Annotated in this window: 13 protein-coding genes; 3 read left to right on the forward strand and 10 right to left on the reverse strand. The window is 73.2% G+C overall.

All coding sequences use genetic code 11. From position 1 onward, the window contains the following. Positions 1-55: 55 nt before the first annotated feature. From ACWCO8_RS04335 to miaA, 4 genes are all read right to left on the reverse strand, one after another. On the reverse strand, positions 56-2,185 hold the full coding sequence (locus ACWCO8_RS04335) for a RelA/SpoT family protein (protein ID WP_451030830.1): 2,130 nt from the start codon (positions 2,183-2,185) through the stop codon (positions 56-58). Between the two features lie 209 nt (positions 2,186-2,394). Further along, positions 2,395-3,270: a diaminopimelate epimerase gene (gene dapF, locus ACWCO8_RS04340; protein ID WP_451030831.1), complete on the reverse strand. Its 876-nt coding sequence runs from the start codon at positions 3,268-3,270 to the stop codon at positions 2,395-2,397. 98 nt (positions 3,271-3,368) lie between these two features. Continuing rightward, complete coding sequence (locus tag ACWCO8_RS04345; protein WP_384506348.1) at positions 3,369-3,833, reverse strand: hypothetical protein; 465 nt, start codon at positions 3,831-3,833, stop codon at positions 3,369-3,371. A 107-nt stretch (positions 3,834-3,940) separates the two neighbouring features. Then, positions 3,941-4,879: a tRNA (adenosine(37)-N6)-dimethylallyltransferase MiaA gene (gene miaA, locus ACWCO8_RS04350; RefSeq protein ID WP_451030832.1), complete on the reverse strand. Its 939-nt coding sequence runs from the start codon at positions 4,877-4,879 to the stop codon at positions 3,941-3,943. Positions 4,880-5,062: 183 nt separating this feature from the next. Here miaA and ACWCO8_RS04355 point away from each other — a divergent pair, with 183 nt between their 5' ends. Both ACWCO8_RS04355 and ACWCO8_RS04360 read left to right on the forward strand, forming a co-directional pair. Continuing rightward, entirely contained in the window at positions 5,063-5,386 is a 324-nt protein-coding gene (locus tag ACWCO8_RS04355) for a hypothetical protein (RefSeq protein ID WP_451030833.1), read from the forward strand. 55 nt (positions 5,387-5,441) lie between these two features. After that, positions 5,442-5,795 carry an antitoxin gene (locus ACWCO8_RS04360; protein ID WP_451030834.1) on the forward strand — a complete coding sequence of 118 codons (354 nt, stop codon included), beginning with the start codon at positions 5,442-5,444 and terminating at the stop codon, positions 5,793-5,795. 102 nt (positions 5,796-5,897) lie between these two features. On the opposite strand, the gene ACWCO8_RS04365 is transcribed toward ACWCO8_RS04360, so the two are convergent. The 6 genes from ACWCO8_RS04365 to ACWCO8_RS04390 all read right to left on the reverse strand — a co-directional run bounded on the left by ACWCO8_RS04365 (position 5,898) and on the right by ACWCO8_RS04390 (position 11,607). Then, positions 5,898-6,605 carry a class III extradiol dioxygenase subunit B-like domain-containing protein gene (locus tag ACWCO8_RS04365; RefSeq protein WP_451030835.1) on the reverse strand — a complete coding sequence of 236 codons (708 nt, stop codon included), beginning with the start codon at positions 6,603-6,605 and terminating at the stop codon, positions 5,898-5,900. 10 nt (positions 6,606-6,615) lie between these two features. Then, positions 6,616-6,963 carry a hypothetical protein gene (locus ACWCO8_RS04370; protein WP_451030836.1) on the reverse strand — a complete coding sequence of 116 codons (348 nt, stop codon included), beginning with the start codon at positions 6,961-6,963 and terminating at the stop codon, positions 6,616-6,618. Between the two features lie 70 nt (positions 6,964-7,033). Beyond that, the gene (gene miaB / locus ACWCO8_RS04375; RefSeq protein WP_362012131.1) at positions 7,034-8,554 is read right to left on the reverse strand and encodes a tRNA (N6-isopentenyl adenosine(37)-C2)-methylthiotransferase MiaB; all 1,521 of its coding nucleotides are present in this window, start codon (positions 8,552-8,554) and stop codon (positions 7,034-7,036) included. Then, the gene (locus ACWCO8_RS04380; protein ID WP_451030837.1) at positions 8,551-9,285 is read right to left on the reverse strand and encodes a HisA/HisF-related TIM barrel protein; all 735 of its coding nucleotides are present in this window, start codon (positions 9,283-9,285) and stop codon (positions 8,551-8,553) included. The genes miaB and ACWCO8_RS04380 overlap by 4 nt, the downstream gene beginning before the upstream one ends. A 97-nt stretch (positions 9,286-9,382) precedes the next feature. Then, positions 9,383-10,390, reverse strand: coding sequence for a 4-hydroxythreonine-4-phosphate dehydrogenase PdxA (pdxA, locus tag ACWCO8_RS04385; protein WP_451030838.1), 1,008 nt, complete (start codon positions 10,388-10,390; stop codon positions 9,383-9,385). After that, on the reverse strand, positions 10,387-11,607 hold the full coding sequence (locus ACWCO8_RS04390) for a four-carbon acid sugar kinase family protein (RefSeq protein WP_451030839.1): 1,221 nt from the start codon (positions 11,605-11,607) through the stop codon (positions 10,387-10,389). The genes pdxA and ACWCO8_RS04390 overlap by 4 nt, the downstream gene beginning before the upstream one ends. 104 nt (positions 11,608-11,711) lie before the next feature. Between ACWCO8_RS04390 and ACWCO8_RS04395 the strand changes: the two genes are divergently transcribed. Next, positions 11,712-12,593 (forward strand): LysR family transcriptional regulator, encoded by an 882-nt coding sequence (locus tag ACWCO8_RS04395; RefSeq protein WP_451030840.1) that lies wholly within the window; start codon positions 11,712-11,714, stop codon positions 12,591-12,593. Positions 12,594-12,641 lie beyond the last annotated feature (48 nt).

Genomic DNA, 12,641 nt, shown 5'->3' on the forward strand with positions numbered 1-12,641 from the left:
GGGTCACGCGGGTGCCGAGGCGAGTGCGCCCCTGTGGCCTTCGGGTACGCGGTCCTCAGGCTTCGGGGGTGGCCGGGTGCTGGGCGCGGCTGACGTCGTACACCCCGGCCACGTCGCGCATGGCCCGCATGAGCGAGGGCAGCCCTGCCGCGTCCGGGAGTTGGAGGGTGTACGTGTGCCGGACCCGCTGTTCGTTCGGGGGCTCGACGGTCGCCGAGACGACGGCGACGTCCGCCGCCGCGATGGCCTCGGTGAGGTCGGCGAGGAGCCGGGGCCGGCCGAAGGCCTCGGCAACGAGAGTGACGCGGCACTCGGCGGTGTCGCCCCAGCGGACGGGGACAGGTGCGCGCCCGAGCCGCCGCATCGTGTCGACGGAGGCGCAGCCGGTGCGGTGGACGGTGACGGAGCCGCCGCGTACCTGGAAACCGGTGATCTCGTCGGGGGGTACGGGGGTACAACAGCCCGCCGGGCGTACGGCGGTGGCCTGGGCGCCTTGGAGGTCCGCGTGGAGCTTGGCGCCCGAGCGGCGGTCGGCCGTGACGGAGACGGGCGGTCTCGGGTCGGCCTCCGGCGCCCCGGCGGACTCCGGGTGCGCCTGGAGCCAGGCCGTGATCGCGATCCGCGCGGCGGGCGTACGGGCGTGGTCCAGCCACTCCGGGGAGGGCCCGGAGGCGGTGTCCTGGGCGAGCAGGAGCTGGACGGTGTCGCCGTCGTTCAGGACCGTACTGAGCGTCGCCAGACGGCCGTTGACGCGGGCGCCGAGGCAGCCGTGGGCGGCGGCGCCGTGCTGGGCGTAGGCGGCGTCCACGCAGCTCGCCCCGGCCGGCAGGCCGAGCGTGCCGCCGTCGGCGCGGAAGACGGTGATCTCCTGGTCCTCGGCGAGGTCGGCGCGCAGCGAGGTCCAGAAGGTGTCCGGGTCGGGCGTGGACTGCTGCCAGTCGAGGAGCCGGGAGAGCCAGCCGGGCCGGGTGGGGTCGGCGCGCTCGCCGTCCTCCGCGGGCTCGACGCCGTCGCCGCCCGTCGGCGGCGTGTACGGGTTGCCGAGCGCGACGACGCCGGCCTCGGCGACCTTGTGCATCTGGTGCGTGCGGATGAGGACTTCGGCGACGGCCCCGTCCGGGGCGGCGACGGCGGTGTGCAGCGACTGGTACAGGTTGAACTTGGGGGCCGCGATGAAGTCCTTGAACTCGGAGATCACCGGGGTGAAGCAGGTGTGGAGTTCGCCGAGGACGGCGTAACAGTCGGCGTCCTCGGCGACCAGGACGAGGAGCCGTCCGAAGTCGCTTCCGCGCAGGTCGCCGCGCTTGAGGTGGACGCGGTGGACGGAGACGAAGTGCCGTGGCCGGACGAGGACTTCGGCCGCGATGTCCGCCTCGCGCAGGACGGCGGAGACGCTCTCGGCGATGGCGGCGAGCGCGTCGCCCGCGCCGGTGTTGCCGGCGATGAGGGCGCGGGTCCGCTCGTACTCCTCGGGGTGGAGGATCGCGAAGACGAGGTCCTCCAGCTCGGTCTTGAGCGCCTGGACTCCGAGCCGTTCGGCGAGCGGGATGAGGACGTCCCGGGTGACCTTGGCGATCCTGACCTGTTTCTCCGGGCGCATGACACCGAGCGTGCGCATGTTGTGGAGCCGGTCGGCGAGTTTGATCGACATGACGCGGACGTCGTTGCCGGTGGCGACGAGCATTTTGCGGAAGGTCTCGGGTTCGGCGGCGGCGCCGTAGTCGATCTTCTCCACCTTCGTGACGCCGTCGACGAGATAGGCGACCTCGTCGCCGAACTGTTCCCGGACCTGATCGAGAGTCACTTCCGTGTCCTCGACGGTGTCGTGGAGGAGGGCGGCGGTCAACGTCGTCGTCTCGGCGCCGAGTTCGGCGAGGATGAGGGTCACCGCGAGGGGGTGGGTGATGTACGGCTCACCGCTCTTGCGGAACTGGCCCCGGTGCGAGAACTCGGCCAGGACATACGCCCGGCGCAGCACGGCCAGGTCGGCGTCGGGATGGTGCGCCCGGTGGGCTTCCGCGACGTGCCCGATGGCGTCGGGCAGCCGGTCCCTGGTGGCGGGACCGAGCAGTGCGGCGCGGCCCAGCCTGCGGAGGTCGATCCTCGGCCGGGCGCGCCTGCGGCTGGGAGCGTCGGGGCCCGCGGCCTCCGCTGCGCTCACAGGGTTGGTGGCCTCTGCACTCATGGGGCACCTCCGGCGACGTCGACCGGCGGTGGACGGGCAAGGCGTGCCCGCGGGGCCGGTGCTTGATGCTACCGACCCCACCACGGGGTGCAGTCCCGCTCTCGCCCAGCGTGAAACGGATCACCCATTCGAGCGAACGGTCAGTCGTTGACAGTTTCGAATGGGTCGCTTCCGGTCCCTACCGTTGTTCGGCGACCGCCGCGGCCGGCTCAGGCGTCCGCGAGCCAGTTCGGGTCGAACGTGCCCTCGCCGACGATGACGGCCGGGCCGGTCATGTCCAGCTCCCCGTCGGGGTGCTCGGTGATGGTCAGCGTCCCGCCCAGGACGTCCACGGTGTACGTGACGGGCGTCCCGCTCACGGCGGGGTCGACGCCGTCCCGGCGGGCGGTGGCGACGGCGACGGCGCACGCGCCCGTGCCGCAGGAGCGGGTCTCGGAGGCGCCGCGCTCGTGCACGCGCATGGCCACGTGGCGCGGGCCGCGGTCGGCGACGAACTCGATGTTCACCCCGTCCGGGAAGACCTCGGCGGGGGCGTACGGGGGCTCGGTGAAGAGGGTGCCCGCGTGGTCGAGGGACTCGACGAAGGCGACCGCGTGCGGGTTGCCCATGTTCACGTTGCGGGCGGGCCAGCTGCGGCCGTCGACGGTGACGGTGACGCCGTCCTCAGGGAGCCGGGCACGGCCCATGGAGACGGTGACGGAGCCGTCCTTGTCGAGGTGGACGTGCTTGACGCCGCCCCGGGTGGCGACGGCGACCTCGCCGGCCGTGATGTGCCCGGCGTGCTCCAGGTAGCGGGCGAAGACGCGGACGCCGTTGCCGCACATCTCGGCGACCGAGCCGTCGGCGTTGCGGTAGTCCATGAACCACTCGGCCTCGCCGGCCATCGCGCGGGCCTCGGGGTGGGCCTCGCTGCGGACCACGTGCAGCACGCCGTCCCCACCGATGCCGGCCCGGCGGTCGCACAGCCGCGCGACGAGGGCGGCGGGCAGCTCAATGGCGTTGTCGGCGTCGGGGACGATCACGAAGTCGTTCTCGGTCCCGTGGCCCTTGAGGAATGCGAGTGGCGAGGTCTGCGTGGTGGTCACGGGATCAACTGTACGGGCCGGGTCCGACAGCCGCTCGAAGGTCCACTCCTCGGGCGGGCCCACCGGACGGGGGCGGCCGGACGCGTACGGCCGGACGGTCAGCGGAGGCGGGCCACGCGCCAGACGGCCAGGGCCACCAGGAGCGCGCTGAAGAACACGTACAGGGCGATCACTCGCCAGTTCGGCCGCTCGCCGGAGCCGCGGGCCGGGAGGCCCGGCCAGGCGGAGCCGACCCTGCGGGCGGCCATCATGCCCCAGCCGGCGGCGCAGGAGCTGATCAGGAGGCCGAGCATGGCGACCACGGCGCCGCCGTCCCCGGAGCCGAAGGCGAGGGGGAAGGCGAACATCAGCGACCCGACGGCGGCGAGCCCCACGATGGGGGCGAGCTGCCAGATCCGCAGCCTGCGCTGGGGCCGCAGCTCGACCTCGACCTCGTCGGCGTCGACCTCGACGGACGAGCCCTCGGCGTCGTCCGGTCCGTCCGGGCTCAAACCGGGCGCGTCACCCGGAGCTTCGCCCGGGACCGCGTCCTGCTGCTCTGTGTCACGAGGGCCGGCCTCCATCGCCACGCGCCCTCCCACTCGGACTCCACTTGGTCGATCGATGCTCGATGATGGCACGCCAGAGACCCCTGGAATGACGGGCATGGCGTCCCGATGCCATCACGTGATCAGGCTGTAACCGCTCGTTCGACCAACGTCAGCGCCTGTCCCGGGAGTTCCCCGCGGTCCTCCGCGGCGCCGCTCAGCCAGTGGACACGCGGGTCGCGCCGGAACCACGAGTCCTGGCGGCGCGCGAAGCGTTTGGTGGCGCGTACGGTCTCGGCCCGCGCCTCGTCCTCGGTGCACTCCCCCGCGAGCGCCGTGAGCACCTGCTGGTAGCCGAGCGCGCGGGCGGCCGTGCGCCCCTCCCGCAGCCCTCGCGCCTCCAGGGTGCGCACCTCGTCGACGAGTCCGGCCTCCCACATGCGGTCCACGCGCGCGGTGATCCGTTCGTCGAGCTCGGGGCGTGCCACGTCGACGCCGATCTGCACGGTGTCGTAGATCGGGTCGGGGCCGGGCAGGTTGGCGGTGAAGGGCTTGCCGGTGATCTCGATGACCTCCAGGGCCCGGACGATGCGCCGGCCGTTGCTGGGGAGGATCGCGCGCCCGGCGTCGGGGTCGGCCGCGGCGAGACGGGCGTGCAGCACCCCGGAGCCGCGCTCCTCCAGCTCGGCCTCCAGGCGGGCCCGTACGGCCGGGTCCGTGCCGGGGAACTCCAGGGAGTCGATGGCCCCGCGTACATACAGACCCGAGCCGCCGACCAGGACCGGGGTGCGGCCCTCGGCCAGCAGCCGGTCGATCTCGGCGCGGGCGAGGCGCTGGTACTCGGCGACGCTGGCGGCCTCCGTGACGTCCCAGATGTCGAGGAGGTGGTGCGGGATTCCGCCGCGCTCCTCCAGCGTCAGCTTGGCGGTACCGATGTCCATCCCTCGGTAGAGCTGCATCGAGTCTGCGTTGACGACCTCGCCGCCCAGTTGCTGGGCGAGGAATACACCCAGATCGGACTTTCCGGCCGCTGTGGGACCGACGACGGCGATGACCCGCGGGGCGGGAGCTGCACTTCTCACCGTCACAGTCTCGCAAACCTCGGAGGAGGTCCCCGAATGAGCGACGTGACGGTCCGCCACCGGGTTCGTTGCCAGTTTCGAGGTTCCGACCGCCGGTTTTCCGTACCGGCTGCGCCGGGTGGCGCAACAGGGCGCTCCGGGCGCCGCGGGCCTTATCCCACACGAGTACGCTATGGAGTTGAAATGGGCGTTTTTGCAATGTTTCGGCGGAAGGGCAAGGAAGCTGCCGAGGCGTCGACGGAGGAGGCCCAGGCTGTCGCCCTGACGGACGCACCGGACGAGGCGGAGGCCGGAGCGCCGAGCGGTGAGGCCGCGGAGGCCGAGGCGGGTGCCGAGACCGGTGCCGAGAGCGGCTCGTCGGCGGAGTCGGCCGAGGACGCCGAGGCGGGCGACGAGGCCCCCGTGGCGGAGACCGTCGAGGTGGTCGAGGCGGCCGTGGAGATTCCGAAGCAGCAGTCGGCGGAAGAGGCCGCGGACAACGAGGCCGGCGAAAGCGCGCGGAAGTAGCGGGCTCCTGGCGACAGGGCACGGCAAGACGGACTCACCGGAGGGAAGGTGGCCCATGGGTCTCCTGGATTCACTGAAGGCCAAGCTCGCCCCGGCCAAGGACAAGGTCTCGGGCCTCGCCCAGCACCATGAGGCCAAGATCGACCAGGGCCTGGACAAGGCCGCGAAGCTGGTCGACGAGAAGACCAAGGGCAAGTACAGCGCCAAGATCGAGTCGGGCACCGGCAAGGCCAAGGACGCCCTTGAGCGGATCGCCCACAAGGACGACGACGGCACGAAGGGCCCCGGCGGGGACGCGGGTCCGGGGCAGGGCCAAGGCCAGGGTCCAGGAGCGGGGCAAGGTCCGGGGCAGGGTCAGGGTCCCGGGCAGGGTCAGGGTCCCGGGCAGACTCCGCCGCCGGCCACCTGACGTCCGGCGTCACCCCACGGTCCCTCCCGCACGGCGGACGGCCGCGGAGCTTCGCGCTCCGCGGCCGTCCGCCGTTCTTTCGTGCCTGTGCCGTGGGCGCCGTTACGACCAGGCCGCCACGAAGTAGCCGACGCCGTACGGGGCGTCCTCGTAGAGCAGCCGGCCGTCGAGGTCAGCTCCCTCGGCCGCGCCCGCGAGGACCTGCCAGGGGGCCCGGCCGGCCGCCTTCAGCTCGTACGCGAGGTTCTCGTCGAGCGCGAGCAGGGCGTCCACGTCCGCCGTGCCCAGCGCGCGGGCGGCCTCCGCGTCGAAGGCGGCGGCGCGCTCGTCCAGGTAGCCGGGGGCCTTGAGGGTCCGGCAGGCGCTGCCGTCGCCCATCACGAGCAGCGCCACGCGGTCGGCCGCGGCGGCCAGCTCACGGCCGGTGGAGACGCAACGGTCGGCTTCCAGCGGCTGACCGACCCCGAGGCCTTCGACGGGCGCGTCGGCCCAGTCGGCGCGCCGGAGGAGCCAGGCGGCCACGGCGAGCGACGCGGGCAGCGGGCGCTCCCCGGCGGGCCCCTCACCGAGGCGTACGGAGAGGTCGACGCCGAAGCCCGCGAAGCTGCCGGTCGAACCGCCCGGGAACGTACCGCGCGCGCCCTCGTCGGCGGGGCCGACGACGAAGAGCCGGTCGGGCCGGGACGCGGCGAGCAGACCGACGGCGTCGGCGCAGGCCGTCCGGGCGGCATCGAGTTCTCCGGCGGCTCCGGCCGCCACGTCGGGCACGAGCAGAGGAGGACAGGGGCAGACGGCTGCGGCGACAAGCATGATCCGCAGCCTACTGCGACGGTCTCCAGTCCATGGGCGGGACGCTGTCCTGCGGTTCGCCGCCGGTCGGGGCCCCCTTCGCGTGTGCGGGGCCGGCCGAGTCGTGGACCAGCTCGGCGATGCTCAGGACCGTGTGTGTCTCCGACATCATTCCTTTGACGATCACCAGGCAGCTGTCGCCGCTCGGGAAGCGGTACACCTCGCGCGACTTCTCGCGCCACGGCTCCTTGTACGTCAGCGTGGCGGCGCGCATCGCCTCCTGCGCGTCCTCCCGTGTGCCGGTGATCCTCCGGACCACTTCGGCGAGGTACGTGTCACCCCCGGCCCCGCGCTGTGCGACGACGACCCACTTCCCCATCCCGGCCCCCCGGTTCCTCGAATGCGTCGGCTCTCGGCGTGTCCGAGGGTGTCAGTGTCCGCCTCGGTTGTCAGTGGCTTCCGCAGGCCGGGGCCGAGGCCTCGGGCAGCGGGTCCGGGACACCGATCTTGGGGAGTCCGAGCAGGACACCGGCCGGCTTCGCGGCGGCCGCGGTGGTGCGCTTCTCCCAGGCGTCGCCGGCGCGGGTGCGGCGCACCGCCGTCGTCGGGCCCTCGGCGAGCAGGTGGTGCGGGGCGGCGTAGGTGACCTCGACGGTCACCACGTCGCCCGGGCGGACCTCCTGGTCCGGCTTGGTGAAGTGGACGAGCCGGTTGTCGGGGGCGCGGCCGGAGAGGCGGTGGGTGGCGCCGTCCTTGCGGCCCTCGCCCTCGGCGACCATGACCTCCAGGGTCCGGCCGACCTGCTTCTTGTTCTCCTCCCAGGAGATCTCCTCCTGGAGGGCGACCAGACGCTCGTAGCGCGCCTGCACGACCTCCTTGGGGATCTGCCCGTCCATCTCGGCGGCGGGGGTTCCGGGCCGCTTGGAGTACTGGAAGGTGAAGGCGTTGGCGAAGCGGGCCTCGCGGACCGTGTGCATGGTCTGCTCGAAGTCCTCCTCGGTCTCGCCGGGGAAGCCCACGATGATGTCGGTGGAGATGGCGGCGTGCGGGATGGCCGCGCGGACCTTCTCGATGATCCCGAGGAAACGCTCCTGCCGGTAGGAGCGGCGCATGGCCCTGAGGACGGTGTCCGAACCGGACTGCAGCGGCATGTGCAGCTGCGGCATGACGTTCGGCGTCTCGGCCATGGCGGCGATGACGTCGTCCGTGAAGTCGCGGGGGTGCGGGGAGGTGAAGCGGACCCGCTCCAGGCCCTCGATCTGGCCGCAGGCGCGCAGCAGCTTGGAGAAGGCCTCGCGGTCGCCCAGGTCGGAGCCGTACGCGTTGACGTTCTGGCCGAGCAGGGTGATCTCCGAGACGCCCTCGGCGACCAGGGCCTCGATCTCCGCGAGGATGTCGCCGGGACGGCGGTCCTCCTCCTTGCCGCGCAGCGCCGGGACGATACAGAAGGTGCAGGTGTTGTTGCAGCCGACGGAGATCGAGACCCAGGCGGCGTACGCGGACTCGCGGCGGGTCGGCAGCGTGGAGGGGAAGGCCTCCAGCGACTCCGCGATCTCGATCTGGGCCTCTTCCTGGACGCGGGCGCGCTCCAGGAGGACCGGCAGCTTGCCGATGTTGTGCGTGCCGAAGACGACGTCGACCCAGGGGGCCTTCTCGACGATGGTGTCGCGGTCCTTCTGGGCGAGGCAGCCGCCGACGGCGATCTGCATGCCCGGGCGCGTGGTCTTCCTGGGGGCGAGCCGGCCGAGGTTGCCGTAGAGCTTGTTGTCGGCGTTCTCGCGGACCGCGCAGGTGTTGAAGACGACGACGTCGGCGTCACCGTCGGAGCCCTCGGGGGCGCGGACGTAGCCGGCGTTCTCCAGCAGACCGGAGAGCCGCTCGGAGTCGTGGACGTTCATCTGGCACCCGTAGGTGCGCACTTCGTAGGTTCGCTGGACGTCCACTGCCTGGCTCCGGTCGCTGCTGGTCATGGAACAAGGGTATGCGGTGCCGGGGACAGCCCGTCCCCGAGCCGCCGGGGCGAGGGCGCAGGGACGCTCCCGGCCGCTTCGAGGGCCGCGCCGAGCTGGGCGGCGAGGGTGCCCGCGCGGGGCCGGAGGGACCCGTCGAAGGCGGCGGACCCGATGGTGAAGGCGTCGGCTCCGGCGTCCGCGACCGCCCGTATCCGGTCGGTCGTGGAGATGCCGCCGGCCACGACCAGGCGGCCCGTGGTGGCCGCCCGGGCGGCTCGGACGAGGTCGAGCGGGTCCGCGTCGGTGGCCCGGTGGGCGAGGAGGTCGACGCCCGCGCAGCCCGCGGCCTCCGCCCGGAGGCAGTCCGCGGAGATCCGGTCGGGGCCGCCGGCGAGGCGGGTGGGGTGGCCGAGCGGTTCACCCACGAAGGGAAGGTACTCGACGGAGGTGCCGGCGAGAAGGGCCAGCGTCTCGTCGATCCAGGTGCCGCCCATGAGCCGGTCGACACCGAGGTCGACCGCGCGGCGCACGGAGGTGAGCGCCTCCTCGCGGGTGGTGCTGACCACTTCGAGGTAGCTGGTGGCTCCCATCTCCTTGATTTGCCGGTGGAGCCGGTCGAGGGTGGCCGGCTCGACTCCTACGTCCTTGAAGCCGATGTGCGTGACTCCGAGGTCCCGCACGGTGTCGAGGACGTCGAGGCAGTCGGTGACGGTCCTGTCGTCACGGGTGAGCATGAAGATGAAGTCCACGGGGGTCCTCCGGGTCGGGGCGATGGCCTGCGAGGGCAAGGGGTGGAGACCCTCGGGGGGCGGCCGGGGTCTGCGGGGCGGGGCCTGGTGAGCGCGCCTACGGGGCGGCAGGGGCCTGGGCGGACAGCTCGTCGGCGTGGTGCAGGGCGGTGAGCAGGCTGGTGTGGTCGGCCGTGCCCCGCCCCGCGAGGTCGAAGGCCGTGCCGTGGTCGACGCTGGTGCGCACGAACGGCAGGCCGATGGTGATGTTGACGCCGTGCTCCAGGCCCAGGTACTTGACCGGTATGAGCCCCTGGTCGTGGTACTGCGCCACGACGGCGTCGAACTCGCCCGCGCGGGCGCGCATGAAGACGGTGTCGGCGGGCCAGGGACCGCTGGCGTCGATGCCTTCCCGCTGAGCGGCCCGTACGGCCGGTTCGACGATGTCGAGGTCCTCGCGCCCGAAGAGTCCGTTCTCCCCGGCGTGCGGGTTGACGGCGGCGACGGCGATACGGGGGCGGGCTCCGGAGCGCCCGCTCGGGTGGCCGGCTCGGAGCGTCCGGTCGGTCAGCCGGATGATCTCCAGCTCCCGGGCGGTCGTGAGGGAGTCGATGGCCGTGCGCAGCGACTGGTGGACGGTGACCAGGACGACCCGCAGGTCGTCGTTGGCCATCATCATCGCGTAGTCGCTGGTACCCGAGAGCTCGGCGAGGATCTCGGTGTGGCCCGGGTAGGGCAGCCCCGCCAGCCGGAGCGCCTCCTTGTTGATCGGCGCGGTGGTGAGGGCGCGGACCTCGCCGCGGAGGGCGAGCTCGATGCCTCGGCGTACGTACCCGAACGAGGCGGCTCCGGCGCGGGCGTCCACTGTGCCGAGCGGTACGCCCGCGGGGAACGTGCCCTCGGGGAGGACGTCGAGGATCCCGGGGGCGTGGGCCGCGTCCGCGACGGAGGCGATCGGCCGCACGGTCAGCTCGGTGCCCGTGATCCGGCAGGCGCGGGCGAGGGTGGCCGGGTCGCCGATGACGACGACCGGGGGCCGACGCCGTGGGTCGGCGTACGCCTTGACCGTGATCTCGGGGCCGATGCCGTTCGGGTCGCCCATGGTGAGCGCGATGGGCTGCGTCATGACGTCGGCCCACCGTCCGCGCTCGACCCGTCCCCCGTGCTCGGCCCACCGTCCATGAGCAGGCGGCAGAGCCGGTCGAGTGTCCCGTCGTCGCCGAAGCCGCCCGCCTTGATCAGCACGGGGAGGCGGGGCGGGCTGAGCAGCACGCCACGGGCGACCCCCGGTTCGGGCTCGTCGGCGAGGTCCAGCCCCGCGGCGCCAAGGGCTTCGAGGGCGGCCACGGCCGTCTCCCCGCCGGTCAGCACGAGCCCGTCGACCAGCCCGTCCGTCACCAACTCCCGTACGGCGAGGGCGAGCTCGCCGGTCAGCGAACCGGCTGCCGTGCGGCGGGCGTCCGGGGTGTGGACGACGAGCACGGGCGCGGTGGACCCGCGCAGAGCCCTCAGGGCCTCGGCCGGACCGTCGGCCGTCGCCGCAGCGGTCACGTCCACGCGCGTGCGGAGCTGGTCCAACTGGCGGCGCGTCGCCGGGTGCGCGCTCCCGACCACGATCAAGGGGCGCCGTGCGCGGGGTGGTTCGGGCGGAGGCTCGGCCGGGATACGGGAGTGGTGTCGGGCCAACGCGGCGGCGAGGCCCGGGGAGCCGACCCAGAGCACGTCGCCGGGTCGGGGCACGGAGGCCACCAGGAGGTCGAGTTCGGCGTCCGTGGCCGCCGAGCAGACGAACAGGCCTCCGCCGTCGATCAGTTCGGGCAGCTTCCCGAACCGCTCCGGTTCCAGGAGGTCCGCTTCGGGCAGCAGCTTGGCGAGGTCGGCGGTGCGGACGGGGTGGACCGGGTCGCGCGCGAAATCCGTCTCGTGCACCGGCACGCCATGGACGTGCTGGACCCCTCGGACGGTCGTCCTGCCCTCCGCCGGGAACGCGGGCGCGACGACCACGGCCCGTCGGCCCGAGCCGGCGTGGGCGGCGCGGACCTCGGCCGCCACATGGCCCCGGAGCGTCGAGTCGACGGTCTTGATCAGCAGCTCGGAACCGGCGAACGCGCCCGCGGACCAGGCGGCCACAGCCGCGGCCGACGCCTCGTCGAGGAGCCGGCTGCCGAGGTCCACGGCCACGACGCCGTCGACCGCCGGTGCGGCCGGCTCGACGGCCTCGGCCAGCAGGACCTTCGCGCGGTGGCCCGTGCCGCGGAAGGGCGCCGCGCCGTCGCCGGCGCTCGTCAGGTCGTCTGCGAGGACGGCGATACCCCTCACGGGCTCGGCCGGGTGTTCCCGCATGTCTCGTCCTCCTCGAAGTCGTCGCCACTGACGTCAACCCTGGCGTTCGGAAGGCCGCCCGACAAGCGATTCCTTCTCACCTCACCTGTGAGTAGATTTCACGCATGCGCTGGCCCGACCTCCCCCCGCTGAACACGCTGCTCCCCTTCGAGGCGACCGTGCGGCACGCGAGCATGACCCGCGCCGCGCAGGAGCTGCACGTGACCCACGGCGCGGTCTCCCGGCAGATCCAGAATCTGGAGAAGTCGCTCGGTGTCACGCTCTTCGAGCGAGGGACCCGTTCGCTGCGGCCGACCCCGCAGGCCCGTCGTCTCGCGGCCGCCGTCCGGGACGCGCTCGACCAGATCGACACGGCCACCCGGGAGGTTTCGGGCCGTGAACGCGGAGGTCCGCTGGCCCTGTCGTGCGAGCCGACGCTCCTGATGCGCTGGCTCATCCCCCGCCTGCCGGACCTCGCCGTGCAGGTTCCCGGACTCACCGTCCACCTGTCGGCGGGCGGCGGACCCGTGGCCTTCGACCGGGACCCGGTCGACGTCGCCCTGCGCCGCGACGACTTTCCCGTACCAGCGGACGTGACCCGCTCCCCCCTCTTCCTGGAACGCATCGGTCCGGTCTGCCGCCCGGACGTGGCGGAGCGCCTCGCCGCCGGCAGCGGCGTCGCAGGTGTGACGATTCTGCACACCAGCACCCGGCCGCGCGCCTGGGCGGACTGGCAGCGCATCACGCGGCGCTCCGTCGATCCCACCGACGAGCAGACCTTCGAGCACTTCTACCTGGCGCTGCAGGCGGCCGTCGCCGGTGTCGGCATGGCGATCGGCCCGTACGCGCTGGTCCACGACGACCTGGTGAGCGGGCAGCTCGTGGCGCCCTTCGGCCTGGTCGAGGACGGCACCGGGTACCACCTGCTCAGCCCGCGGCCGCCCGAGCGGGACGAACGGATCGCCGCCCTGCTCGGCTGGCTGCGGGCCCAGGCGACCGGCCTGTGACGGGCCCCCGGCCTCCCGCCACGAACCACCACGACCACCCCACGCCCG

It is taken from the genome of Streptomyces sp. NPDC001927, from assembly GCF_053594455.1.

Bases quoted from the DNA above. Each gene is read 5' to 3' on its own strand.
- ACWCO8_RS04335 (WP_451030830.1), bottom strand. From the start codon at position 2,185: ATGAGTGCAGAGGCCACCAACCCTGTGAGCGCAGCGGAGGCCGCGGGC.
- ACWCO8_RS04345 (WP_384506348.1), bottom strand. From the start codon at position 3,833: ATGGAGGCCGGCCCTCGTGACACAGAGCAGCAGGACGCGGTCCCGGGC.
- ACWCO8_RS04355 (WP_451030833.1), top strand. From the start codon at position 5,063: ATGGGCGTTTTTGCAATGTTTCGGCGGAAGGGCAAGGAAGCTGCCGAG.
- ACWCO8_RS04360 (WP_451030834.1), top strand. From the start codon at position 5,442: ATGGGTCTCCTGGATTCACTGAAGGCCAAGCTCGCCCCGGCCAAGGAC.
- ACWCO8_RS04365 (WP_451030835.1), bottom strand. From the start codon at position 6,605: ATGCTTGTCGCCGCAGCCGTCTGCCCCTGTCCTCCTCTGCTCGTGCCC.
- ACWCO8_RS04370 (WP_451030836.1), bottom strand. From the start codon at position 6,963: ATGGGGAAGTGGGTCGTCGTCGCACAGCGCGGGGCCGGGGGTGACACG.
- miaB (WP_362012131.1), bottom strand. From the start codon at position 8,554: ATGACCAGCAGCGACCGGAGCCAGGCAGTGGACGTCCAGCGAACCTAC.
- pdxA (WP_451030838.1), bottom strand. From the start codon at position 10,390: ATGACGCAGCCCATCGCGCTCACCATGGGCGACCCGAACGGCATCGGC.
- ACWCO8_RS04390 (WP_451030839.1), bottom strand. From the start codon at position 11,607: ATGCGGGAACACCCGGCCGAGCCCGTGAGGGGTATCGCCGTCCTCGCA.
- ACWCO8_RS04395 (WP_451030840.1), top strand. From the start codon at position 11,712: ATGCGCTGGCCCGACCTCCCCCCGCTGAACACGCTGCTCCCCTTCGAG.